We start from the raw sequence: 21,854 nt of genomic DNA, 5'->3' as shown, positions 1-21,854 counted from the left end.
TTGTCGCGCTAGATCGGCACTTGAAGTCGACTGTGACTTTGATCGACTCCAAGGACGCCCGATATGCCGGCCCCCGTCTTCAAGGCTTCGCCCCGGCTGCCGACCATCAGCATTGCGCCCGGACTGTGGGCAGTGCTGTTCATGTTTACCCAGACTGCAGCAGCCGACGTGCTCGTCGTCACCGACAGCCGTCATCCGGTGCAGGCTCCAGCCGGCGTGCGGATCATCGAGCTGGACCAGGCCACGCGCATCGAGGTCGAACTCGCCGCGCACCTACCGGCCGACCCGCAACAGGCTGCAGCCCTGGTGCGGCAGCGGTTGCATGACGGCGGCGAGGCCCTTCAACGCCGCATCGGCCACGCCTACCAAGGTGTCGCGGATGCCTGGGGACTGGGCATCGCCAAGATTCCCGCCGTGGTGGTCGATCGACGCTACGTGGTCTACGGCGAGCCCGACGTGCCCCGCGCCGTCGCGCGCATCAACGCCTACCGGAGCACGCAGCCATGAGCCTCCTGCTGGCATCCCGGCGCCTGCGCGCCACCGTCGCCTCGCTGCTGCTGAGCACGGCCACGTCGACGTTCGCCCTGGACACCGCCACCATCGTCTCGTCGGCGCTGTCCCCCGACTGCCTCGAATACCGCGTGGTCGGTATCTGCTACTGGCTGTACTGCACGCCCTTCGGCTGCTCGGTTCGCACTTCCGTCAAGGTGCGCCACTACGTCCCCGATGCGGTGGTGTCGAGCTACTCGAACACCGGAGAAAACCCGTGGCAGGAAGTCAGGGCGATGAGCATGCCCAACCCGACCGCCAAGGCTGGCGGTGACGGCACGACCAATCACGACAACGAGAACAACCTCGCCAAGTTCAAGAACGCCGATGTCATCGGCCATCCGGCCGGGCTGGTGTTCAGCCAGTTCGCCAGCGCCTCCGGCTACACCTGCGAAGGCGCTGGCACGGCCTTCATGCCGTATCTGCTGAGCACGCTCGACACGATCGCCTGGCGCTACAACATCCCGGAAGCGTTCTACCCCGAAGCGCTCATCCCCGGCCGGCGCGAAATCGGTACGCGCACCGGCCTGAACCTCTGGGGCAACGTGTATCCCCGCGGTGGCTTCCTGCACCAGACCGACGACCACAAGAGCGGCGCCGTGGTCGCGCAGCGCGCGGGCGACATCGTGACGCGCCGCAACCAGATTCACGTGTATCAGCCCCTGCTGGCCAACGCCCGCGACGGCTACTGGCCGGCCGGCGCGCTGATGGAGACCGACGCCTCGACGGGCAAGTGGCAGGAGCTGACGCCCACGCTCTCGAACAGTTGCGTGGTCTTCCCGCACAGCCGCACCCGCGTGCAGGCCCAGCAGGGCGACTACGCCTGGGCCTTGTGGCGGCCGTACTCCTGCTGCCGGCGCCGTGGCCAGGTCTTCCTCGGCAGCGTCGATTTCATGTGAGGAACCCACGATGAACGCCTCCCTCCCTGACTTCCTGCACCGCGCGAAGTCGCCCCTGCGGGCCACGCTGCTCGTGGCGGCCATCACGCTGGTCGTCGGCGTCGCCTGGGCGCAGACCCGCATCGACCCCAATGGCGTGAACGTCAGCGGCAGCGTGATCGGCGACGACGTGCTCTACAGCATCGGCGGCGGCCGGGCCGTGTCGATGGGTGGTGCCGGCAACATGCAGAGCATCGGCGTCGGCGTCGGCTGGAACAGCAACCTGATCTGCGGCGACATGAGCATCACCACGACGCTGCAGAACCAGCTCAACGGCATCACCAACGGCTTCCAGACGATCATGAGCAACGTGATCCAGAACGCCACTGCCGCGGTGGCGTCACTCCCGGCGCTCATCATCCAGCGCGCCGACCCGGGCCTGTACAACCTGCTCACCAACGGCATCCTCCAGGCGCGCCTGGATTTCGACCGCTCGAAGATGACCTGCCGGGCCATCGCCAATCGCATGGCGGACATGGCCGGCGGCCAGGCCGGCTGGGACCAGCTCGCCGAAGGGATGGCGCTGCGGGATGCGGTCAGCAGCACCGATGCCGTCTCCGCCATCGAGCAGGCCGAGTCCAACAAGGGGAACAACGGCGTGCCCTGGGTCGGCGGCGGCAACGCGGGCGGCTCCGGCCAGAGTTCGATCAAGGTGGTCGGCGACGTGACGCGCGCGGGCTACAACCTGCTCAACGGGCGCAGCGCCACCGATACCTCGTCGATCGCGCGCAGCGCCTGCGGCAACCGCCTGACCTGCCAGACCTGGTCGTCGCCTGGCGCGGCCGCGGCCTTTGCGAACCGCGTGCTGGGCGAACGCGAGCAACGCACCTGCGAAAACTGCACGAAGACCCAGACCACGCCTGGCGTCGGGCTCACGCCAGTGATCCAGGAAGAGTACGAGACCAAGCTGCAGGTGTTGCAGGAACTGGTGACGGGCGCCCGGCCGACGACACTGGCCAATCTCGACGCGGCCGGCAGCAGCTCGCTGCCGATCACCCGCGGCGTGATCGAGGCCCTGCGTGACGAGCCCGACCAGGACGTGCTGGGCCGGCGCCTCGCGTCCGAGGCTGCGCTGTCCAGCGTGCTGGAGAAGGCCCTGCTGCTGCAACGCACGTTGCTGACCGGCAAGAAGGAGCCGAACGTCGCCGCCAACGAGCTCGCCGTGCAGGCGGTGGACCAGGAGAACAGCGCGCTGGAGCAGGAGATCAACAACCTCAAGACCGAGCTGGAGCTGCGCCGCACGCTGGCCGGCAACTCGGCGATGGCGATCATCCAGCGCCACAGTACCCGCGCTGCCGGCTCGCGCGGCGTCTTCGAGGGCGACACCACGCGCGACCGTCTGCGGGAAGTCCAGAAGCCGCGGAGCGGTACGCCATGAGCCGGCTCGCCTGGCTGCGGCTGCCATGGCTGTTCAACCGCCGCGTCGGCGTGGCGCTGCTGTGGACCTTGCTGGTGGTCGCCGCCGCGGTGGCGGTGAACATCGCCGGCATCCACGTGGTCGGCGGCGTCGAGGGCTGGCAGCACTGGCTGCAGGCGCACGCCGGCCACTTCTTCGTGTGGCGTCTGTGCCTCTACGGAGCGACGGCTTACGGCTGGTGGTGGATGCGTCGGCGCCTGTTGCGGCGGGAGCCGTCCCGCGAGACGCATCAGCGCCTGCTGCGCACGGAGATCGCGGCCGTCATCGCCGTGGTCGCGCTGGAAGCCAGCCAGCTGCTGCGGCACGGCTGAGACCGGGAGGCAGGCATGACGCTCTACACCACGGACTACTTGGAGTATTACCTGACCCTGGTGGCTTGGGTGGTCAACAACGGCATCTGGAGCATCCTCGTGGCCAGCGGCGTGTTCGCGCTGCCGTTCGTGGCCATCGTGATCCAGGAATGGCTCAAGGCCCGCAGCGAAGGTGCGGACGAGGGCAACAAGGGCGTGCTGTCGTCGATGCGCATCGAGAACCGGGTGTGGGTGGCGATCGTGGTCATCATGTTCGCCGGCATCCCGTTCATCCCGGTGGATCTCGCCACGATCAGGTTCGACACCACGCGCTCCGCGCAATGCCAGGTCAGTGTCCCGCTGCCCAACGACACGGGCTGGTCCAACGTCTACACGGCGCTCAACGACCAGAGCGCGCTGGTGCCGGTGTGGTGGTTCTTCATGCACGCGCTGTCGAAAGCCGTGACGGGCTCCGCGGTGGCGGCGATTCCCTGCGGCACGGACCTGCGTCAGATTCGCATGGATGTGGATGCCACGCGCATCGACGATCCGGTGCTGGCACAGGAGGTCGCCGACTTCACGCACGACTGCTACGGGCCGTCGCGCGCCAAGCTGTTCATGAACCGGCCGACGCTCTCCGACGAGCAAATGAACGACGTCACCTGGATCGGGTCGAGTTACTTCCTCGACACGCCCGGCTTCTATGACACCTATCGCGCCAAGACCCCACGCACGGCCTGGCCCTACGACGCGACCCGCGATGCAGGGTTGGCACAGGTGGACAGCGGCGGCGGCTATCCGTCCTGCCGGCAGTGGTGGGCCGATGGCGGCCAGGGACTGCGCAGCCGGCTGCTGGCACAGGTCGACCCGGACCTGCTGACCCGCATCGGGCGCTGGGTGGGCTTCCTGTCGCAGAGCGAGGTCAATGACTCGGTGATCCGCGCCGTGGTCTCACCGCGACAGCAGAAGATGAACCAGGGCGCCGTCTACACCGACTACGGTGGCCAGATCGACAAGACGCTGCCGAACGTTGTCACGCGCGGCGCAAGCGACCTGGGGTTGACCGTCGGCTCGCTGGCCTTCTTTCCCGCGATGGACGTGGTGCGCCAGGCGCTGCCGATGGTGCTGACGATGCTCAAGATGGCGCTCGTCATCTGCATCCCGCTGGTGCTGCTGATCGGCACCTACGACCTGAAGACGGTGGTGACGGTGAGCTGCGTCCAGTTCGCGCTGTTCTTCGTGGACTTCTGGTTCCAGCTCGCGCGCTGGATCGACAGCACGATCCTGGACGCGCTCTACGGCTGGGGGTTTGGCGCGGACAGGCCGCACACGAACTTCGATCCGTTGATCGGTTTGAACAACGCCTTTGGCGACATGCTCCTTAACTTCGTCATGGCGATGATGTTCATCGTGCTACCGGGTTTCTGGGTAGCTGCGCTCGCGTGGGTTGGTGTCCGCGTAGGCAACATTTCGCAGATGCTCTCAGCAGCCACCGATGGCGCCAAATCTGCGGGAGGCAAAGGCGCTGACCTTGCAATCAAAGCAGCGAAGGCGAAGTAGCGCCGAGAGTGGCGAGCTACTCGTCGTCCGCGCTGCCGCCGTCAATGCGTACCTCGCCCCGGTAGAGACCGTATCCGTCCAGGCCGTTTCGCCATTGAGGCTCGTCATCATCACTGCTTTCGTCGGCATCGACGTTGCGTACCATCCAGGCAGCGATCCCTGCAAAGGCCAGCAGCAGCGCCAGCCAGAACGCGGAGTAGAGCAGCACACCAAGCACGGCCAGCTTCACGATCCAGAGCACCGCCGTCGCCGCGCTCGCGGGCACCCCGCGCGTCACCAGCCAGCCGGCGACACGCTGCTCGCGGCGCAGGTATCCACGCCAGGCACGGCCAGCCCCCCGGCCCAACCGGTGGCTCCAGCGCCCGTTGTGCGTGTTGGTGGTCATGCTCATATGCCTCGGCTTCAGTGGTGCCTCACCTCGCGGAGTGGCCGGTCGTGGCCTGCCCTCCAGCATAGACCGCGATCAGGAGGGCGGGTTGCGGCTAGCAGAGTCGGGTTGGCTCGGGTCGCAGGTCGATTAGATTCTGCACGATAACTCAAACTCTATGCTACTTTCCATGCACGTTCTTGCAATGGCTCTAGTGACTGATTGGATTCCGTGCTATTTTTACAGCATGGATGGACATTCTAGGCATCAGGTAATCAAGCGGCTGCAGGCGGGACTCCCCCGCGGGGCGCCGTTCGACCTTGCCACCCTGAGCCAGTTCGGGGTGTCGCCCCAGCTCGCCGCCCACTATGCCGACGGCGGGTGGCTCGTGCGCTTGGCCCATGGCGTCTATGCCTTCCCGAACGATGAATTCGGGGTCTACGGTGCGCTGAAGTTCCTGCAACAGCGCGTGCCCGGCCTGCACGTCGGCGGCAAGAGCGCCCTGGCCCTGCAGGGTGTGCGGCACAACCTGGGCAGCCGGGAGGCGCTGGTGCTGTGGGGCGACGGTCGCTTTGCGTTGCCGGTCTGGTTCACTTCGCGCTTTCCGGCCCGCTACGTCCACGCCCGCCTGTTCGACTGGCCGGACACGGCGCTGGCCGGCAAGACCCTGACCACGCCGCCTGGCCTGCCCGAGGATCTGCGGGTGGCAGCCCCCGAACGTGCCGTGCTGGAGCTGCTGTACGAAGCCGGCGTCAAGCAGAGCCTCGAAGAGGCCCGCAACCTCTTCGATGGACTGCGTTCCCCCCGCAAGGACTTGCTCGGGCAACTGCTGTCCTGCTGCGCCAGCGTGAAGGCCGTGCGCCTGTTCCTGACCTGGGCGCGCGAGACCAGCCTCGTGGATGTCGATGCCCTGCTGGAGCAGTACCCGGTTCGCACCGGCAGCAACACGCGCTGGATGAGCCGGCTCGATGACGGCACCTTGCTGAGCCTGAGACCTCATGGATAAGACCTACGCGGACACCGTTCGCCTGCTGCTGGCCGTCGCGCCCGACGTGTTCGCCAACGACATCTTCGCCATGAAGGGCGGCACGGCCATCAACCTCTTCGTGCGGGACATGCCGCGCCTTTCGGTGGACATCGACGTGGTGTACCTCCCGTGGCAGACGCCGCGCGACGAAGCGCTGCAAGCCATCAACCAGGAGCTGGCCGCCATCGCCGCGCGCCTTGCACCGCTGGGCGTGCAAACACGCCTGGTTCGCGCCAAGGACCTGGGGGACACCAAGCTGATCGTCGAGAACGACGCCAGCCAGGTGAAGATCGAGGTCAACGTCGTGTTCCGAGGCAGCGTGCTGCCCGTCGAGCGGCGGCCGCTGAGCGCAAAGACCAGCGATCTGTTCGGCGTCGAGTTCGAGCTGCCGGTTCTGGCACCGGACGAGCTGTACGCCAGCAAGCTGGTGGCCGCGCTGGATCGGCAGCACCCCCGCGACCTGTTCGACGTGTGGCAGCTCTACGAATCGGGCGACATCAGCGACGGCATGGTCGAGTGCTTCGTGATCTATCTGGCGGGCCACAACCGGCCGCCCCACGAAGTGCTGTTCGGTAACGACAAGGACATCGCCGGCGAGTACGAGCGGGCCTTTGTCGGCATGACCGACGTGGGCTGCTCCCTGGAAACACTGCTCGACGCTCGCGCCAGGGTGCGGCGCGAGCTGCCACAGCGACTGAGCACCGCGCACAAGCAGTTTCTGAGCGGGCTGGCGCGCGCAGAACCGGACTGGTCGCTGGTGCAATGCCAGCACGCCGCGCAACTGCCGGCACTGCGCTGGAAGCTCGCCAATCTCGAAACCTTCCGCAAGCGCCGTCCCGACGACTTCGCAGCGCAATCCGCCGCCCTCGACACCGGCTTGGGCCAGAGCTGACGAACATCCCGCAGCGCCCCACTTGCCGGGATTGCCCCATGCCGCATTCATCATGGCATCCACGAAGCAGCGGCCCTATACCCAAAGGCTTCCGACAAAGGCCAAAGGGCTGGGAAGGGGCAAAGGAAGGGCGCCAAGGGGAAAGGCCCTATCCTGAAAAGGCCAAAAGGCGCCCGAGCAGCCCGTCATCCGGGGTTCGCCATGCTCTCGCTGTTCCAGCGCAAAAGGGTGCCACCCGCCGCCGGCACACCGCCCACCTCCGCCATCGAAACTCCGAAAGGGTCGATGCGGCCGGAGTCGGCCGCATCGCTGCTGGCCACGCCGCGTCGGCAGAAACTGCTGGAACACATCTGGCAGCGCACATCGCTCTCGCGCCGGCAGTTCGCCACGCTCTACCTCGCCCCACTGGAGCGCTACGCCGAGTTGGTCCAGCAGTTCCCGGCCTCCGAGAACCACCACCACGCCTATCCGGGCGGCATGCTGGACCACGGCCTGGAGATCGTCGCCTATGCGCTGAAACTGCGGCAGTCATACCTGCTGCCTGCGGGCGTCACGCCGGAGGCACAGGCGGCCCAGGCCGAAGCCTGGACTGCAGGCACGGCCTACGCGGCCCTGCTGCACGACATCGGCAAGATTGCGGTCGATCTGCACGTCGAGCATGCCGACGGCAGCGTCTGGCATCCCTGGCACGGCCCACTGCGAAAGCCCTACCGCTTCCGTTACCGAAAGGAGCGCGAGTACCGCCTGCACAGCGCCGCCACCGGGCTGCTCTACGTGCGCCTTCTCGATCGGGACATCTTCGACTGGCTCAGCGGCTATCCCGACCTCTGGGCCGCGCTGCTGTACGTGCTGGCCGGCCAGTACGAGCACGCCGGCACGCTCGGCGAGCTGGTCGTGCAGGCTGACCAGGCATCGGTCGCCCAGGAACTCGGCGGCGATCCCAGCAAGGCGCTGGTGGCGCCCAAGCATGCGCTGCAACGCAAATTGCTCGACGGCTTGCGCTACCTGCTCAAGGAAGCGTTCAAGCTGAACCAGGCCGGCCCGGCGGACGGTTGGCTGACCCAGGACGCCTTGTGGCTGGTGAGCAAGACCGTCTCCGACAAGCTGCGCGCACATCTGCTGTCGCAAGGCATCGACGGCATTCCGGCGAGCAATACGGCGGTGTTCAACGTGCTGCAGGATCACGGCATCGTGCAACCAACGCCGGATGGCAAGGCGATCTGGAAGGCTACTGTCACCAGCGACGCCGGCTGGTCGCACGCCTTCACCTTCCTGAAACTCTCGCCGGCGATGATCTGGGATGCGGCCGACCGGCCGGCGCCGTTCGCAGGCCGTGTGCAGATCGAAGAGGAACAGGCGGAGCCGACGCCGCCGGCGGTGGCCGATGGGCCGCGCGCGGAAGGCATCGAGGCTGCATCCGCGAGCACGGCGCCGATCGCATCCGCAGCCATGGACACCGGCGTGGCCGCGCTGCTCGACCTGCTGGGCGACTCCGCTCCACCCACGGCACCGGAGATCCCGAGTTCCCCTGTTGCCGAGCCCGAGCCGGCCCCTTCGACCGTGCCCCCGCCGCAGATGAGCCTCGCGCCTTCCCAGGATCGCACGGAGCCCTCCGGGGCGCACTTCATGGCCTGGCTGCGTCAGAGCGTCCAGACGCGCAAGCTCATCATCAACGACGCCAAGGCCCTGGTGCATACCGTCGCCGGTACGACCTATCTCGTCAGCCCCGGCGTGTTCCAGCGCTACGCGCAGGAGTACCTTCAAGTCGCCGCGCTAGCCAAGCAGGAGAAGCTGGAGGGGTGGCAGTGGGTGCAGAAACGCTTCGAGAAGCTGGGACAGCACCGCAAGCAGCCGAGCGGGCTGAACATCTGGACCTGCGAAGTCACGGGGCCGCGCAAGTCGCGCCGGCTGCACGGCTACCTGCTCGCCAGCCCGGATGCGCTGTTCCAGGAGACGCCGCCAGACAACCCATACCTGCGGCTCGTCAACGAGGCCGCAAAGCGCGAAGATTCAGCCCTTGGGGGCAAGGACGACGATCAGGCGTAGGCATGCGGCCGCTGTGCGGGCCGGCTTCAATCCGCGGATGGGGCCGACTCTGCCAGCTTGGCTTCGGTCAGAGTCATCAAGTGGGCGGAACTGCATTTCAGCGCACGGGCAATCTTGAGGATGAGAGGGAGCGTGGGGACATGCTCGCCGCGCTCGATCTTGCCCATGTGCGACCGTTCGATGCCGGCCATGTGGGCCAGCGTTTCCTGAGCGATGCCCTGGTTGGTTCTTTCTTCCCGCACGGCAGCCCCAAACGCGATGGCTGGTTCCGCTTCGTAGGTAGTGGTGCCGGTGGGGCGGCCCCTTTGGATCGAACGCTTTGGCATTGCCAAGAGCGTCGAACACGGTCACGATTTAAACCACGTTAAACTTAACTCATCCAACGGCTTCGAGATCAGTTGCCACGAGTTCACCGCCTGGGGGAGCTGGACGTGGAATCGAGTGACATCACCGCCGAAATTCGCATGGCCGTCCTCGGCGAATGGGTGCCTCCCCAGCTCGCCGACGTGCTCGCCCTGCAGCGTGCCGAAGAGCCGGAGACTCATGCCGTCCTGGCCGGCTGGACAGATCCCGGTCGAGGCGCGGAGCTGCCGGACGACGGCTTCGACTTCGCCTTGTCTGCGGTTTCCCGGCAGTGGCCTGGCTGGGTATGCGAACCGCTGTGGCATGACACGCTGGCGGTCGCCGTGGCCAAGCGCTCCCACCTGCTGGCCTACCGTGAAGTGCCGTGCGGTGAAGTGCTCAAGCAGCCCTTGATCTGCTCGCAGTCCACGGCCGATGAACCATGGCGCATGACCGTGCAGCGTGTGTTCGAGAACGCGCTGCAGGAGCGAGAGCAAGCGGTGGAGACATTCGATGTGGCGATGACGTTGGTTGCCGCCGGGTACGGGATCGCCATTGCGCCTGCCGCGAGACTGGCGAGCTACCTACGCCGAGGCGTCGCCGTGCGGCCGCTGGCCGGCGCACCAACGATCGTGATGGCTTACCTGCTCCGCCGCGATGCTTCCTTGTCGGACACCCAGGCAAGATTCGCCCGCCGCGCGCGCTTGGTGTCCTGACAGACGCGCGGGGATCGCGGTTCCGCCACGATCCCGCATTCCTGCTGCTAGGCGACTCCGACTCGCAGCGGGGTCCATTCGCTTTCCTTCACGGCTGTGCTCACTGCCATGACGAGCTTGTCGAGATTGCTGGCCGTCACGCCCTCCAGTGCCGAACGCCCCCGCAGCATCGAGCGCGGTTGCAGCAGTGCATGGTAGAGCTGCCAAGGGTCCGCACCCCTGGTCAGCTTGAGGACGGACTGGATCAGCTCGTGCTTGAGTGGGTCGAGGTGCCAGTCCGGCACGCGCTGGCCGCGGTTGCCCACGTTCAACGCCAGCAAGTTGCCCGCCTTGATCTCGTAGCTGATCCACCTGCGGGACTTGCCCGCCATCTTGGCAAACGCCGCGACGGGAAGGTTGTGCGGCGCTTCGAAGACATCGAACAGTTCCATCCTCTCGCGCTGAATGTCCGAAGGCACCAGCGGCGCGGCCGATCGAGGGGGCGGAACCGCCGGCAGCCGATGTGTGGCGGCAGAAACCAACGGCATGGCGTCACCCGGCTTCGTCACCAGCAGGATTGGCGAAGCGGCAACCGGCGTGGAAGGTGCGCTTGCGGTTTGCTCATTCGGGAACGCGGGTACGCCTTCCAGATGCACGGTGAGCGGCATGCTGGCCGCCTCGACCTGGTTCTGCTCGAAGAGGTCGAGCCGATCGGCCCAGTCCTGCATCATGCGGCGACGCTGCTCCACGTACTCGGCATGGTTGTAGGTCGCGCTGACCTTGTTGGGATCGACATGCGAGAGCTGTGCATCCACCCAGACCTTCGGGTAGCCGATCTCGTTGAGCGCAGTGGACATCGTGCCGCGGATGCCGTGTCCGGTCAGGCGTTCCTGATAGCCCATGCGCTTGAGCGCACCATTGAGCGTGTTCTCGCTGATGCGCTTCTTCAAGTCGCTGTCGTGCCGGAACAGGTGGCGCTGGGCCGGCTTGAACTCATCCAGCAGGTGCCGGACGATCTCCATGGCCTGAATCGACAGCGGCACGATGTAGGGCGGGATGTCCTTCGCCTGCTGCCGCTTCTTGCGCATATCCAACTGGAGTTGCTTCACGACGTCGGGCGGGATGATCCACAACCCACGGTCCAGATCGAATTGATCCGGCGTCGCCTGTCGCAGCTCTCCGGTTCGCACGCCGGTCAGCAGCAATAGCCGCAGCCCGAGCTGGGTCTGCCGCCTGCCGCGATAGCTGCGCAGCCGCTGCAACAGCTTCGGCAGCTCGGCCATGCGCAGGAACGGGTTGTGGTTGACGGGTGGCAGCGGCAGCGCCACCACATCGAGATCGGAGGCAGGGTTCTGCTCCAGGCCCGGCACGATCACCAGCGCGTAGCGGAACAGTTGGTTGAACCACGTCCTGACTTTCTCGGCGACGGAGAGCGCCCTGCGCTTCTCGATCTTGGCGATCACCTCCAAGAGGTCGGGACGCTTGATCTCATAGACCGACCGCTTGCCCAAGGCGGGCAGCACATCCTTGTCGAAGATGCGCGGAAGTATCGAGAGGGTCGTCTGCCGGCCTTCCTTGAGGCTGAGCCCGCGATGCTTGAGCCACTTGCGATACACCGCCTCGAAGGTGTTTTCGTCGGCGAGCCGGACAGCGGTGCGCTTCTGCTTGCGGTGAACGCGAGGATTGGTGCCTTTGGCCAGCAGGGCGCGCGCTTCGTCGCGCAGGCTGCGGGCCTCGCGAAGCGTCACCTCCGGGTAGGTGCCGAGCGACATCCGCTTCTGCTTGCCCGCCCAGTAGTAGCGGAAGTGCCAAGTCCTGCCCCCTGCAGCCGTGACGGCCAGGGAGAGGCCATCCAAGTCAGGGAGGGTGTATGCCTTGCCAGTTGCCTTGGCCTGTCGAACGGCCAGGTCTGAGAGTGCCATGCTCTTGCTCCTGAACATGAGTCAGGAACCAGATGCTGGTCACGTCGACCTCGCCCCTCCATCAACAATCCGGAATCAGCCGCGCCCGCAAAAATGGACTTGTTTGTGGACTTAAAAGTCCCGGCTGTAGATGGATCGCAGTGGACCGCGGCAGAACGTCAAAGAGAGGAAAAGTCCTTGTGTGGCAACGACTTGCAGACTCTCTTGGACTTCTGCGGAAGTCCGCAGAATGATGCAGTGGAGCGGGTGAAGGGAATCGAACCCTCGTATGCAGCTTGGGAAGCTGCCGTTCTACCATTGAACTACACCCGCATTGAGGTACTGCTTAGGGGCATCCTAAGGCGCATCTGACGTAGGCTGCCATAAGAACCCTCGTCATCAGCTTGGGAAGCTGAGGTAATAGCCATTATACGACACCCGCTCGACGGGTCCGTCGGCCAGGGCCGACGCGAAACAGGCCGCCATTCTAATGGCCGGGCTGTGGCGATGCAATGCGGCTGTCAGAGCGCCAGCCGCTCCACCGCCTCGCGCACGCGCGCCTGCTCGTCCATTTTCAGGATGCGCTGCACGCGCGGTGCGAGTTCGCCGAGGTCGGCGCGCAGCACCTGCTGCTTGATCTCGAGGATGTTCGACGGGTGCATCGAGAAGTTGCGCAGGCCCATGCCCAGCAGCAGCAGCGTGTATTCTGGGTCTCCCGCCATCTCGCCGCACACCGATACCGGCATGCCGAAGCGCGCCCCGGCCGAGATGGTGCCGGCGACGAGCTTGAGCACGGCCGGATGCAGCGGGTCGTAAAGGTGTACCACCGCCTCGTCGGTGCGGTCGATGGCCAGCGTGTACTGGATCAGGTCGTTGGTGCCGATCGACAGGAAGGACAGGCGGCGGATGAACATGCCCAGCGCAAGCGCCGCGGCGGGGATCTCGATCATGCCGCCCACCGGCACTGACTCGTTGAACTTCACCTTGTCGGCGCGCAGCTCGGCCTTCGCCTTCTCGATGAGCTTCAGCGTCTGGTCGATCTCCTGCGCGTGCGCCAGCATCGGCACCATGATCTGCAACTGGCCGTGCACCGAGGCGCGCAGCAGGGCGCGCAACTGGGTCAGGAACATCTTCGGCTCGGCCAGCGAGAAGCGCACGGCGCGCAGGCCCAGCGCCGGGTTCGGCTCGACGCGCGAGTGCGCGCGGTCCAGCGCCTTGTCGGCGCCCAGGTCGAAGGTGCGGATGGTGACGGGCTTGTCCGGCATCGCCTTCACCACCGTGCGGTAGGCCTCGTATTGCTCGTCCTCGTCGGGCAGCGCGTCGCGGCCCATGAACAGGAACTCGGTGCGGTACAGGCCGATGCCGTCGGCCTTGACCGTCTTCACCGCCGCCATGTCCTTGGGCGTCTCGATGTTGCACAGCAGGTTGATGACCTCGCCGTCCAGCGTCGTCGCGCGCGTGTCGCGCAGGCGGTTGAGCTTGGAACGCTCGATCTCCAGCTCGCTGCGGCGCAGGCGGTACTCCTCGACGATGTGCTCGTCGGGGGCGACGATGATGATGCCGCGGGTGCCATCGACGATGACGAGCTCGTCGTCCTCGACCAGGTCGCGTACATGGTGCAGGCCCACCACCGCGGGAATCTTCAGGCTGCGGGCGACGATCGCGGTGTGGCTGGTCGGCCCGCCGACGTCGGTGACGAAGCCGGAAATGTTGTGGTCGCGAAAGCCGATGGTGTCCGAAGGCGACAAGTCGTGGGCGACGATGATCGTGCCCAGGCCGTCGCGGCGCTTGGGCGGCAGGTGGCCCGGGTGGCCCAGCAGCACCTTCACCAGGCGTTCCACCACCTGCACCACGTCGGCCTGGCGTTCACGCAGGTAGGGGTCCTCGATCTGGCGGAACTGGTCCACCAGTTGTTCCATCTGCTGCACGAGCGCCCACTCGGCATTGCAGCCGCGCGACTGGATGAGCTCACGCGCCGTATCGGTCAGCATCGGGTCGGCGAGCATCATCATCTGCAGGTCGACGAAGGCGCCAACCTCGGAGTGAGCCTGGCCCGATGTGGTGGCCGCCTTCAGGCCGACGAGCTCCCCCTGTACCGTGGCGATCGCGTCGTTCAGGCGCTCGATCTCGTCCTTCAGGTGCTTGGGGGCAACGTGGTAGTGGTTGACCTCGAGCAGCGCGTGCGACACGAGGTGGACGTGGCCGATCGCGATCCCCTGGGAAACGGGCAGGCCGTGCAGGGTGAAAGGCATGGCGTCACTCTCCCTCGCCGAACTTGTCCGCGATCAGCGCAAGGATGGACTGCAGCGCCTGGTCGGCATCGCTGCCTTCGGTCTCCACGCTGATCGTGGCGCCGCGCGCTGCGGCCAGCATCATCACGCCCATGATGCTTTTGGCATTGACCCTGCGTCCGTTGCGCTCGAGCCAGACGTCGGAGGCGAAGCTGCTCGCCAGTTGCGTCAGCTTGGCCGATGCGCGTGCGTGCAGGCCCAGCTTGTTAACGATTTCGGCTTCCGCCTTGGCCATGTCCCGTTCTCCCCCGGTCCTTATGTCGCCTTCGCAAGCTCTCAGCCTTGCTTGATGTGAAGCACGCCGTCACAGCCGCCCGACACCGCACGCTGCAGCAAGGTGGGCATGTCGCGATCGCGGTAGGTGAGCACGCGCAGCAGCATCGGCAGGTTGACGCCGGCGATGCCCTCGACATGCCCGGGCTGCAGCAGCTTGGCGGCGACATTGCAGGGCGTGGCGCCATAGATGTCGGTGAGCACCAGCACCCCCTGGCCACTGTCGGCCCAGCTCAGCATCTGCCGCGCCGTGGGCAGGATGTCGAGCGGATCATCCTGCGCCGCGAGCCCGAGTTGCGCGATCTGCGGCGGGCGCTTGTTGAGCACGTGGCAGGCGCACTGGATCAGCGATTCGCCGAGCGTGCCGTGAGTGACGAGAAAAATGCCGATCATGAGCTGCGTCCGCGTGTTTCGGCCGATTGTAGCCGATGCGCGGGTGGCGGCGTCCTGCCCTGACCGGAAGATGTGTGGCACGCGGTCGCGCGCCACACCTTGGGCGTCAGGCCAGGCCCTGGCTCGAAAGGTACTCTTCGTACGTGCCGCGGTAATCGACGATCTGGTGATCCAGCTTGATCTCGATGATGCGGGTGGCCAGCGAGGACACGAACTCGCGGTCGTGCGAGATGAAGATCAATGTGCCGTTGAACCTCTCGAGTCCGTTGTTGAGCGACTCGATCGATTCCATGTCGAGGTGGTTGGTCGGCTCGTCCATCAGCAGCACGTTGGGGCGCGACAGCATCAGCTTGCCGAACAGCATGCGGCCCTGCTCGCCGCCGGAGATCACCTTCACCGACTTCTTCACTTCGTCGCCGGAGAACAGCAGGCGGCCCAGGGTGCCGCGCAGCAGCGTCTCGTTGTCCTCGCCGGTGGCCGCCGCGGTGATGCGCGAGTAGTCGGCGATCCATTCGGTGAGGCTGACGTCGCTGGCGAAGTCGGCCGAGTGGTCCTGTGCGTAGTAGCCGGGCTTGGCCTTCTCGGCCCACTTCACCGCGCCCTTCTGCGGCTGCAGCTCGCCCACCAGCAGCTTCATCAGCGTGGTCTTGCCGACGCCGTTCTCGCCGATGATCGCCACCTTCTCGCCCGCTTCGATGGCGATGGAGAACCTGTTGATCAGCGGCTTTTCCATGCCCTCGTAGCCGAAGGAGATGTTGTCCACTTCGCAGGCCAGGCGGTGCAGCTTGTCCTTCTCGTCGTAGTCGAAACGGATCCACGGGTACTGGCGGCTGGAGGGCTTCACGTCCTCGGGCTTGAGCTTGTCGATCAGCTTCAGGCGGCTGGTGGCCTGCTTGGCCTTGGACTTGTTGGCCGAGAAGCGGCGCACGAATTCCTGCAGGTCCTGGATCTTTTCCTTGGCGCGGGCGTTGGCGGCCGACTGGCGCTCGCGCGCCATGGTCGACGCTTCCATGTAGTCGTCGTAGTTGCCCGGGTAGATGGTGATGGTGCCGTAGTCCAGGTCGGCCATGTGGGTGCAGACCTGGTTCAGGAAGTGGCGGTCGTGCGAGATGATGACCATCGTGCAGTCGCGGTTGTTGAGCACGTCCTCGAGCCAGCGGATGGTGTTGATGTCGAGGTTGTTGGTCGGTTCGTCGAGGAGCAAGATGTCCGGGTTCGCGAACAGCGCCTGCGTCAGCAGCACGCGCAGCTTCCAGCCCGGGGCGACGGCGCTCATCGGGCCGTTGTGCAGTTCGGTCGGAATGCCCACGCCCAGCAGCAGCTCGCCGGCACGCGCCTCGGCGGTGTAGCCGTCGTACTCGGCGAACTTGCCCTCGAGTTCGGCCGCGTGCATGTAGTCGTCTTCGGTGGCCTCGGGGTTGGCGTAGATCGCGTCCTTTTCCGCCATGCAGGCCCACATTTCCTCGTGGCCCATCATCACCACGTCGAGCACGCGCTTGTCTTCGTAGGCGAACTGGTCCTGGCGCAGGTAGGCCATGCGCTCGTGCGGGTCTTTCGACACGTTGCCGGCGGAGGATTCGAGCAGGCCGCACAGGATCTTCATGAAGGTCGACTTGCCGGCGCCGTTGGCGCCGATGAGGCCGTAGCGGTTGCCGTCGCCGAACTTGACGGAGACGTTCTCGAACAGGGGCTTGGCCCCGAACTGCATGGTGATGTTTGCTGCGACGAGCACGGAAGATCCTGTTTCTGCAAGAAAATCAAGCCGCGGATTATAGCGCAGAAGGGGGTAGGTTCTTGCCCTCGTTATGCTCGGGGTGCTAATCCGCGCCGGGCGGGACATTCCTTCCGGCGGCTGCGGAACTCGCCTTCGCTGCGCTCGGCTCAGACAGTCCTCGCCGCCTCCAGGAACATCCCACCCGTCGCTTAGCTGTGGGGGTTTTCAGAACGTAGGGAGGCACGGTCGCTGCGGCGTGCGGGGTATTCGTGGAAGGGGCGAGGACTGTCTGAGCCCGAAGGGCGAGTTCCGCAGCCCCTGGAACGAATACCCTGTGCGCCGCAACGGGGGCACGAACCCACTCGATAGCCCGAATCGAACGAATCAGACAAATCGAGCGATGTAACAAGGCTCACCCGGCGACGCCCCTTCCGGCAGCGGCAGCCACACCCGCCGCCCGCTCCCAGGCACCAACGCAACCGCCTCGCCTTCCGCGTTCTCGATCCGCTGCGCCACCGCCTCGCGATTCCCGCCCGGCAGCACGAACTCCAGCCGGTCGCCCTGGGCGAAGCGGTTCTTCACCTCGACCTCGGCCAGGCCGCGTGCCGCATCGAAACCCACCACCTCGCCCACCAGCAGGCTGCGGCCCGACTCCGAATGGCCGCGCAGGTAGTTCTGGTGTTCGGGTGTGGAATGGCGCTGGTAGAAGCCGTCGGTGTAGCCGCGGTTCGCCAGGCCGTCGAGTTCGCCCAGCAGCCGGGTGTCGAAGCCGCGGCCGGCCAGCGCGTCGTCGATCGCGCGGCGATAGCTCTGGCTGGCGCGCGCGGCGTAGTAGGGGCTCTTGGTGCGGCCCTCGATCTTCAGCGAATCCACGCCGATCTCCACCAGCCGCTGCACATGCTCGATCGCGCGCAGGTCGCGCGAGTTCAGGATGTAGGTGCCGTGCTCGTCCTCCTCGATCGGCATCAGCTCGCCCGGGCGCGTGCCTTCCTCCAGCAGCCACACCTTGCTGCCGCCGATGTGGCGCGGGCCGCCGCCCAGGCCGGAGCCCAGTTCCGTACGGGTGGCGGTGCCCACCGTGCCTGCATCCAGCGGGTTGCCGATCGGGCTGGCGCCGCAGGCCTGCACGTCGCCGGCGCCATTCTCGGACGCCTCGTGCAGCTTGTAGTCCCAGCGGCACGAATTCGTGCAACTACCCTGGTTCGGGTCGCGGTGGTTGAAGTAGCCCGACAGCAGGCAGCGGCCGGAATACGCGATGCAGAGCGCGCCATGGACGAAGACTTCCAGCTCCATCTCCGGGCAGGCGTCGCGGATCTCGGCGACTTCGTCGAGCGACAGCTCGCGCGACAGGATGATGCGCTTCACCCCCACCGACTGCCAGAAGCGCACCGACGCGTAGTTGGTCGTGTTGGCCTGCACCGACAGGTGGATGTCCACCTCGGGCCAGCGCTCGCGCACCATCATGATCAGCCCGGGGTCGGCCATGATCAGCGCGTCCGGCTTCATGTCGATCACCGGCGCCATGTCCTCGTCGAAGGTACGGACCTTGGCGTTGTGCGGGTAGATGTTGGCTACCAGGTAGAAGGCCTTGCCGGCCGCGTGCGCTTCATCGATGCCAGCGGCGAGCACGTCGAGCTTGCCGAAGCTGTTGTTGCGCACGCGCAGCGAATAGCGCGGCTGGCCGGCATACACCGCGTCAGCGCCGAAGGCGAAGGCGGTGCGCATCATGTCGAGCGAGCCGGCGGGGGCGAGCAGTTCGGGGCGGCGGGGGACGCGGAGGGCGGACATCGGGCAGGTGAAGCGGAGAGGGGAGCGGGATTGTACCCCTCGGCTCGGCGGGTACCTCGCGGGTGCGTCCGCTGGGCTGGGATAAACCCTGGAAGCGGATTTGGCCGCGATTGCCGCCGTCCGATCGCGGCCAGGTCCGCTCCCACAGGGACAACCCGGGCCGCGTTTACAGTTCGCGCGCCATCGTGGGGCGCGCCGCATCAATGCGGCACCATTGTGGTGCAGTGCAGTGCCCGTTTCTGGACCTGAATTCTTGATCCAGTGGGGGATTTGCGCACTGGAACAGTGCTTGCTAATGGGCAGCATCCCTTCTGGAGGTCTCATGGAAGCATACAAATCGAGCAGCGACGTGCTCTTCATCCTGCTGGGCGCCATCATGGTGCTCGCCATGCATGCCGGCTTCGCCTTTCTCGAAGTCGGCACGGTGCGCAAGAAGAACCAGGTCAATGCGCTGGTGAAGATCCTCACCGATTTCGCGGTGTCGACGCTGGCCTATTTCTTCATCGGCTACGGCGTCGCCTACGGCGTGCATTTCTTCACCGGCGCCGACACGCTGCTGGAAAAGAGCGGCTACGAGCTGACGAAGTTCTTCTTCCTGCTCACTTTTGCCGCGGCGATTCCGGCCATCATCTCCGGCGGCATCGCCGAGCGTGCCCGCTTCCAGCCGCAGCTCGCCGCCACCTTCCTGATCGTCGGCTTCGTCTATCCCTTTTTCGAAGGCATCGCCTGGAACCAGGCCTTCGGCATCCAGGCCTGGCTCAAGGCCACCTTCGGCGCCGAGTTCCACGACTTCGCCGGCTCCATCGTGGTGCATGCGATGGGCGGCTGGATCGCGCTGCCTGCGGTGCTGCTGCTGGGCGCGCGCCACGGGCGCTATTCGCGCACCGGCGCCATCTCCGCGCACCCGCCGTCGTCCATCCCCTTCCTTGCGCTGGGTGCCTGGATCCTGATCGTCGGCTGGTTCGGCTTCAACGTGATGTCGGCGCAGACGCTGGACAAGGTCTCCGGCCTGGTGGCGCTGAACTCGCTGATGGCCATGGTCGGCGGCACGCTGGCGGCGCTCGCCGCGGGCAGGAACGACCCCGGCTTCGTGCATAACGGCCCGCTCGCCGGCCTGGTCTCGGTGTGCGCCGGCTCCGACCTGATGCACCCGCTTGGTGCGCTCGTCGTCGGCGGCGTCGCCGGTGCGCTGTTCGTGGTGATGTTCACGCTGACGCAGAACCGCTGGAAGATCGACGACGTGCTCGGCGTGTGGCCGCTGCACGGGCTGTGCGGCACCTGGGGCGGGCTGGCCGCCGGCATCTTCGGCAGCCACGCGCTGGGCGGGCTGGGCGGCGTCGCCTTCATGTCGCAGCTCGTCATGACGCTGATCGCCATCGCCGTCGCGGTGGTCGGCGGCGGCGTGGTCTATGGCGCGCTGAAGGCCTTCGTCGGACTGCGGCTCGACCAGGAGGAGGAGTACAACGGCGCCGACCTCTCCATCCACCGCATCACTTCCACGCCGGAGCGGGAGCCGAACTGGTGAAGTGTCAGGCACCAGGATGGGTCGGGGACACGCATGCCGTCAATGCAGCGTGAGGGTCGCAACCGGCAACCGAGTCGCCTTCGGGCGACTCACTCCATGCGACCGTCAGCGTGAACTGACGGCAAACCGTCAGGCACTCGGACAACGCCCGAACGCTACGGTTACGCTCCTGGAGCGACCGCCCGGGGGCCCCGCCAGGCGTTGAAGCGGGCCTCCGCTTCGACAAACGCGGTCTTGGCCCGCTCGACGTCCCACGGCGCCTCGGCGAGCGTCTCGTGGTCCCACATGCTGCGTGGCTCGGGCGGAGCGAAGAAATCGCCACCATAGACGTGGATCGCACAGGTCATCTTGCCGATCGGGTTGAGCACGGAGTGGATCGCGTCGCGCTCGAGTGTCGCGATGTCACCCGCACCCAGAGATTTCGCCCCGTGCGCTTCGAGGCCGCCCACGGTACGCCGCCAGAACACGTTGTCCTCCCGACCCGTGTAGATGCCCACCACTGAGAACATGTGGTGGTCGTGAGGCATGAGGCTCATGCACGGGGCCCACACGAAGTTGATGATGGTCAGGTTCGGTGCGCGATACAGCGCGTTGATGCCGGCATGGGTCGGTTCGCCGAGCTCGGCGATCACGCGCGCGCCATCCGATACCGCCGCGGCGACAAGCTCGCTGACCGCGCCTTCACCCTCGCTGACGCTCTTGATGCAGTCCTCGATGAATTGGTCCTTGCGGAACATGGCAGCGCTCCTCGATTCCCGCTCCCTGGCCGTCGGGCGCGAAGGCGAGCGGATCCCGTCCGCCATTCCACTTTCAGCCCGTTGTTTGACCCTTTTGTAGACAATGCGTCGGATGTCCGCAACCCGGTTGTCGGCTGGCCACATGCATGGCCTGGCGAACCAGGACGCTCGCCGGCCGCCAGCCGCTTCGGCAATGGGGGCTTTCGATCGCCACGAGGCTGCGTCACGTCCTTCCGGCCAACCGGACCGTCAGGAACCAGGCCCGGCACATCTTCCTTTGCCGCGCCGACCTTGCGCGGGGACTCGGCCTTCCGCGATCGGTCGCGGCCCTTCGTTGCGCGTGTAGCCGATGGCCTTCGACACGCGATGCGCCTGCCGCGTGGCGACCGGAGCGGGTTTCATGCCGTTGCGCTGGCGTAACCCGGCTCCTCCACCGTCCGCCCGTCGCGGATGTGGTACAGGCGGCGGAAGGTGGGGATGATCTTCTCGTCGTGGGTGACGACGATGATGGCGGTGGCGAACTGCTGCGCCATCTGGTTGAGGATGGTGATGACGGCCAGCGCGCGTTCGCTGTCGAGCGGCGCGGTGGGCTCGTCGGCGAGGATGACCGGCGGCTGGTTGGCGAGCGCGCGGGCGATCGCCACCCGCTGCTGCTCGCCGCCCGACAGTTGCGACGGCTGCGCCCTGGCGCGGTGGCCGATGTCCAGCGCCTCGAGCAGTTCGCGCGCGCGCCGGCGCGCTTCGCCGTTCGGCCGCCCGGCGAGCATCGGCAGCAGGGCGACGTTGTCGGTGACGTCGAGGAAGGGGATCAGGTAGGGCGCCTGGAACACGAAGCCGATGCGGTCGCGGCGCAGCGCGCGCAGGTCGGGGAGCTTCCAGCCGTCGTCGTAGATCACCTCGCTGCCCAGGGTCATGCGCCCGGCGCTGGGCTCGATGACGGCGCCCAGGCATTTGAGCAGCGTGCTCTTGCCCGAACCGGAGGGGCCGATGAGGCCCACCACCTCGCCCGGCGCCACGGTCATGTTCACGTCCTTCAGCGCATCGACCGCGGTGTCGCCCTCGCCGTAGCGCTTGCGCAGGTTTTCGATGCGGATGCCGTAGCCGTCCAT

At 66.3% G+C, this 21,854-nt stretch carries 20 protein-coding genes and 1 tRNA gene; 10 read left to right on the top strand and 11 right to left on the bottom strand.

Annotated elements, in window-relative coordinates; translation table 11 throughout:
* Positions 1-63 precede the first annotated feature (63 nt).
* From GH664_RS05530 to GH664_RS05510, 5 genes are read left to right on the top strand one after another with little or no spacing between them, the layout of a single operon-like run.
* Complete coding sequence (locus tag GH664_RS05530) at positions 64-507, top strand: TIGR03757 family integrating conjugative element protein (protein WP_016446147.1); 444 nt, start codon at positions 64-66, stop codon at positions 505-507.
* Positions 504-1,448, top strand: a complete 945-nt coding sequence (locus tag GH664_RS05525) for a TIGR03756 family integrating conjugative element protein (protein ID WP_016446146.1) — start codon at positions 504-506, stop codon at positions 1,446-1,448. The genes GH664_RS05530 and GH664_RS05525 overlap by 4 nt, the downstream gene beginning before the upstream one ends.
* Positions 1,449-1,458: 10 nt before the next feature.
* Entirely contained in the window at positions 1,459-2,865 is a 1,407-nt protein-coding gene (locus GH664_RS05520) for an integrating conjugative element protein (protein WP_013721901.1), read from the top strand.
* Positions 2,862-3,215 carry a hypothetical protein gene (locus tag GH664_RS05515; RefSeq protein WP_003292115.1) on the top strand — a complete coding sequence of 118 codons (354 nt, stop codon included), beginning with the start codon at positions 2,862-2,864 and terminating at the stop codon, positions 3,213-3,215. Before GH664_RS05520 ends, GH664_RS05515 begins: the two co-directional genes overlap by 4 nt.
* 15 nt (positions 3,216-3,230) lie before the next feature.
* Positions 3,231-4,754, top strand: coding sequence for a conjugal transfer protein TraG N-terminal domain-containing protein (locus GH664_RS05510; protein WP_033936110.1), 1,524 nt, complete (start codon positions 3,231-3,233; stop codon positions 4,752-4,754).
* A 16-nt stretch (positions 4,755-4,770) separates the two neighbouring features.
* On the opposite strand, the gene GH664_RS05505 is transcribed toward GH664_RS05510, so the two are convergent.
* Positions 4,771-5,145 (bottom strand): DUF3742 family protein, encoded by a 375-nt coding sequence (locus GH664_RS05505; protein ID WP_031754974.1) that lies wholly within the window; start codon positions 5,143-5,145, stop codon positions 4,771-4,773.
* A gap of 223 nt (positions 5,146-5,368) precedes the next feature.
* On the opposite strand from GH664_RS05505, the gene GH664_RS05500 reads away from it, so the two are divergent.
* From GH664_RS05500 to mobH, 3 genes are all read left to right on the top strand, one after another.
* Positions 5,369-6,127, top strand: coding sequence for a type IV toxin-antitoxin system AbiEi family antitoxin domain-containing protein (locus tag GH664_RS05500; RefSeq protein ID WP_033936108.1), 759 nt, complete (start codon positions 5,369-5,371; stop codon positions 6,125-6,127).
* The gene (locus GH664_RS05495; protein ID WP_033936107.1) at positions 6,120-7,040 is read left to right on the top strand and encodes a nucleotidyl transferase AbiEii/AbiGii toxin family protein; all 921 of its coding nucleotides are present in this window, start codon (positions 6,120-6,122) and stop codon (positions 7,038-7,040) included. Before GH664_RS05500 ends, GH664_RS05495 begins: the two co-directional genes overlap by 8 nt.
* Before the next feature lie 201 nt (positions 7,041-7,241).
* On the top strand, positions 7,242-9,086 hold the full coding sequence (gene mobH / locus GH664_RS05490) for a MobH family relaxase (protein ID WP_023115036.1): 1,845 nt from the start codon (positions 7,242-7,244) through the stop codon (positions 9,084-9,086).
* A 26-nt stretch (positions 9,087-9,112) separates the two neighbouring features.
* On the opposite strand, the gene GH664_RS05485 is transcribed toward mobH, so the two are convergent.
* Positions 9,113-9,412 (bottom strand): helix-turn-helix domain-containing protein, encoded by a 300-nt coding sequence (locus GH664_RS05485; RefSeq protein ID WP_003282197.1) that lies wholly within the window; start codon positions 9,410-9,412, stop codon positions 9,113-9,115.
* Positions 9,413-9,517: 105 nt separating this feature from the next.
* On the opposite strand from GH664_RS05485, the gene GH664_RS05480 reads away from it, so the two are divergent.
* Positions 9,518-10,144: a LysR substrate-binding domain-containing protein gene (locus tag GH664_RS05480; RefSeq protein WP_018076253.1), complete on the top strand. Its 627-nt coding sequence runs from the start codon at positions 9,518-9,520 to the stop codon at positions 10,142-10,144.
* 47 nt (positions 10,145-10,191) lie between these two features.
* On the opposite strand, the gene GH664_RS05475 is transcribed toward GH664_RS05480, so the two are convergent.
* The 7 genes from GH664_RS05475 to yegQ form a co-directional block, all read right to left on the bottom strand.
* A complete protein-coding gene (locus GH664_RS05475) occupies positions 10,192-12,045 on the bottom strand; it encodes an integrase arm-type DNA-binding domain-containing protein (RefSeq protein WP_018076254.1) in 1,854 nt (617 codons plus the stop codon).
* A gap of 238 nt (positions 12,046-12,283) precedes the next feature.
* Positions 12,284-12,357 (bottom strand) — tRNA-Gly (locus tag GH664_RS05470).
* Positions 12,358-12,545: 188 nt separating this feature from the next.
* Entirely contained in the window at positions 12,546-14,276 is a 1,731-nt protein-coding gene (gene ptsP / locus GH664_RS05465; RefSeq protein ID WP_153167113.1) for a phosphoenolpyruvate--protein phosphotransferase, read from the bottom strand.
* Between the two features lie 4 nt (positions 14,277-14,280).
* The gene (locus tag GH664_RS05460; RefSeq protein WP_153167112.1) at positions 14,281-14,550 is read right to left on the bottom strand and encodes an HPr family phosphocarrier protein; all 270 of its coding nucleotides are present in this window, start codon (positions 14,548-14,550) and stop codon (positions 14,281-14,283) included.
* A gap of 41 nt (positions 14,551-14,591) precedes the next feature.
* Positions 14,592-14,981: a PTS sugar transporter subunit IIA gene (locus GH664_RS05455; RefSeq protein WP_153167111.1), complete on the bottom strand. Its 390-nt coding sequence runs from the start codon at positions 14,979-14,981 to the stop codon at positions 14,592-14,594.
* A gap of 106 nt (positions 14,982-15,087) precedes the next feature.
* Complete coding sequence (locus tag GH664_RS05450) at positions 15,088-16,713, bottom strand: ABC-F family ATPase (RefSeq protein ID WP_153167110.1); 1,626 nt, start codon at positions 16,711-16,713, stop codon at positions 15,088-15,090.
* A 366-nt stretch (positions 16,714-17,079) separates the two neighbouring features.
* Complete coding sequence (gene yegQ / locus GH664_RS05445) at positions 17,080-18,483, bottom strand: tRNA 5-hydroxyuridine modification protein YegQ (protein ID WP_153167109.1); 1,404 nt, start codon at positions 18,481-18,483, stop codon at positions 17,080-17,082.
* A 322-nt stretch (positions 18,484-18,805) separates the two neighbouring features.
* Between yegQ and GH664_RS05440 the strand changes: the two genes are divergently transcribed.
* Positions 18,806-20,008: an ammonium transporter gene (locus tag GH664_RS05440; protein WP_153167108.1), complete on the top strand. Its 1,203-nt coding sequence runs from the start codon at positions 18,806-18,808 to the stop codon at positions 20,006-20,008.
* A gap of 161 nt (positions 20,009-20,169) precedes the next feature.
* On the opposite strand, the gene GH664_RS05435 is transcribed toward GH664_RS05440, so the two are convergent.
* Positions 20,170-20,745 (bottom strand): hypothetical protein, encoded by a 576-nt coding sequence (locus tag GH664_RS05435; protein ID WP_153167107.1) that lies wholly within the window; start codon positions 20,743-20,745, stop codon positions 20,170-20,172.
* A gap of 398 nt (positions 20,746-21,143) precedes the next feature.
* Positions 21,144-21,854: an ABC transporter ATP-binding protein gene (locus GH664_RS05430; RefSeq protein ID WP_153167106.1), complete on the bottom strand. Its 711-nt coding sequence runs from the start codon at positions 21,852-21,854 to the stop codon at positions 21,144-21,146.

The sequence above is a fragment of the Thauera sp. 2A1 genome, from assembly GCF_009469595.2.
Taxonomy (GTDB): domain Bacteria; phylum Pseudomonadota; class Gammaproteobacteria; order Burkholderiales; family Rhodocyclaceae; genus Thauera.
Note: the sequence above shows the minus strand (reverse complement) of the source record. Positions and strands in the feature narration are given on the sequence as shown.

Excerpts from the sequence above, each read along its gene's own strand:
- GH664_RS05525 (WP_016446146.1), top strand. The coding sequence starts at position 504 with ATGAGCCTCCTGCTGGCATCCCGGCGCCTGCGCGCCACCGTCGCCTCG.
- mobH (WP_023115036.1), top strand. The coding sequence starts at position 7,242 with ATGCTCTCGCTGTTCCAGCGCAAAAGGGTGCCACCCGCCGCCGGCACA.
- GH664_RS05530 (WP_016446147.1), top strand. The coding sequence starts at position 64 with ATGCCGGCCCCCGTCTTCAAGGCTTCGCCCCGGCTGCCGACCATCAGC.
- GH664_RS05485 (WP_003282197.1), bottom strand. The coding sequence starts at position 9,412 with ATGCCAAAGCGTTCGATCCAAAGGGGCCGCCCCACCGGCACCACTACC.
- GH664_RS05520 (WP_013721901.1), top strand. The coding sequence starts at position 1,459 with ATGAACGCCTCCCTCCCTGACTTCCTGCACCGCGCGAAGTCGCCCCTG.
- GH664_RS05435 (WP_153167107.1), bottom strand. The coding sequence starts at position 20,745 with ATGTTCCGCAAGGACCAATTCATCGAGGACTGCATCAAGAGCGTCAGC.
- GH664_RS05500 (WP_033936108.1), top strand. The coding sequence starts at position 5,369 with ATGGATGGACATTCTAGGCATCAGGTAATCAAGCGGCTGCAGGCGGGA.
- GH664_RS05475 (WP_018076254.1), bottom strand. The coding sequence starts at position 12,045 with ATGGCACTCTCAGACCTGGCCGTTCGACAGGCCAAGGCAACTGGCAAG.
- GH664_RS05455 (WP_153167111.1), bottom strand. The coding sequence starts at position 14,981 with ATGATCGGCATTTTTCTCGTCACTCACGGCACGCTCGGCGAATCGCTG.
- GH664_RS05515 (WP_003292115.1), top strand. The coding sequence starts at position 2,862 with ATGAGCCGGCTCGCCTGGCTGCGGCTGCCATGGCTGTTCAACCGCCGC.
- GH664_RS05430 (WP_153167106.1), bottom strand. The coding sequence starts at position 21,854 with ATGGACGGCTACGGCATCCGCATCGAAAACCTGCGCAAGCGCTACGGC.
- GH664_RS05505 (WP_031754974.1), bottom strand. The coding sequence starts at position 5,145 with ATGAGCATGACCACCAACACGCACAACGGGCGCTGGAGCCACCGGTTG.
- GH664_RS05440 (WP_153167108.1), top strand. The coding sequence starts at position 18,806 with ATGGAAGCATACAAATCGAGCAGCGACGTGCTCTTCATCCTGCTGGGC.
- GH664_RS05460 (WP_153167112.1), bottom strand. The coding sequence starts at position 14,550 with ATGGCCAAGGCGGAAGCCGAAATCGTTAACAAGCTGGGCCTGCACGCA.
- GH664_RS05510 (WP_033936110.1), top strand. The coding sequence starts at position 3,231 with ATGACGCTCTACACCACGGACTACTTGGAGTATTACCTGACCCTGGTG.
- ptsP (WP_153167113.1), bottom strand. The coding sequence starts at position 14,276 with ATGCCTTTCACCCTGCACGGCCTGCCCGTTTCCCAGGGGATCGCGATC.
- GH664_RS05495 (WP_033936107.1), top strand. The coding sequence starts at position 6,120 with ATGGATAAGACCTACGCGGACACCGTTCGCCTGCTGCTGGCCGTCGCG.
- yegQ (WP_153167109.1), bottom strand. The coding sequence starts at position 18,483 with ATGTCCGCCCTCCGCGTCCCCCGCCGCCCCGAACTGCTCGCCCCCGCC.